A 419-nucleotide genomic window follows, 5' to 3' on the forward strand; every position below is an offset into this window, starting at 1 on the left:
GCAGCAGCGTCAGCTTCGGCCGCTCCACGCCACCCCTACCTGGGCGCTTCTCCTTGTTGAGCGCGGCGCGCAATTCCTCCAGCGCGGTGACATCGATCTCCTCGACATAGGTGATGTGCGGGATGCGCGATTTCGACAGCGACATCTTCTCGGCGATCTTGCGCCGCAAGCCGACCACCTTGATATCCTGGATCGCATCGTTGCGGGCGAGGCCGGATGTCCTGGCAACCTGCGGCCCGCGCGCCAGGAACGCTTCGATGTCCTCATGGCCGATGCGGCCGGCAGGGCCGGATCCCGCAACCTGCCTGAGATCGATGCCGGCTTCCTTTGCCCGCAGACGCACGGCAGGCGAAGCCAGCGGTCTTTCGCCCTCGGGACGCGGTGCGCCGGCGGGCGTGGCAACTTGAGATGTCGGCGCC

1 protein-coding gene is annotated in these 419 nt (G+C 67.1%); it reads right to left on the reverse strand.

Features of this window, described 5'->3' with window-relative positions:
* On the reverse strand, window positions 1-419 hold a 419-nt coding region (locus EN939_RS37725; RefSeq protein WP_206528493.1), incomplete at both ends, for an E3 binding domain-containing protein.

Source organism: Mesorhizobium sp. M7A.F.Ca.CA.002.05.1.1 (assembly GCF_003998335.1).
In the GTDB taxonomy this organism is placed as follows: Bacteria; Pseudomonadota; Alphaproteobacteria; order Rhizobiales; family Rhizobiaceae; genus Mesorhizobium.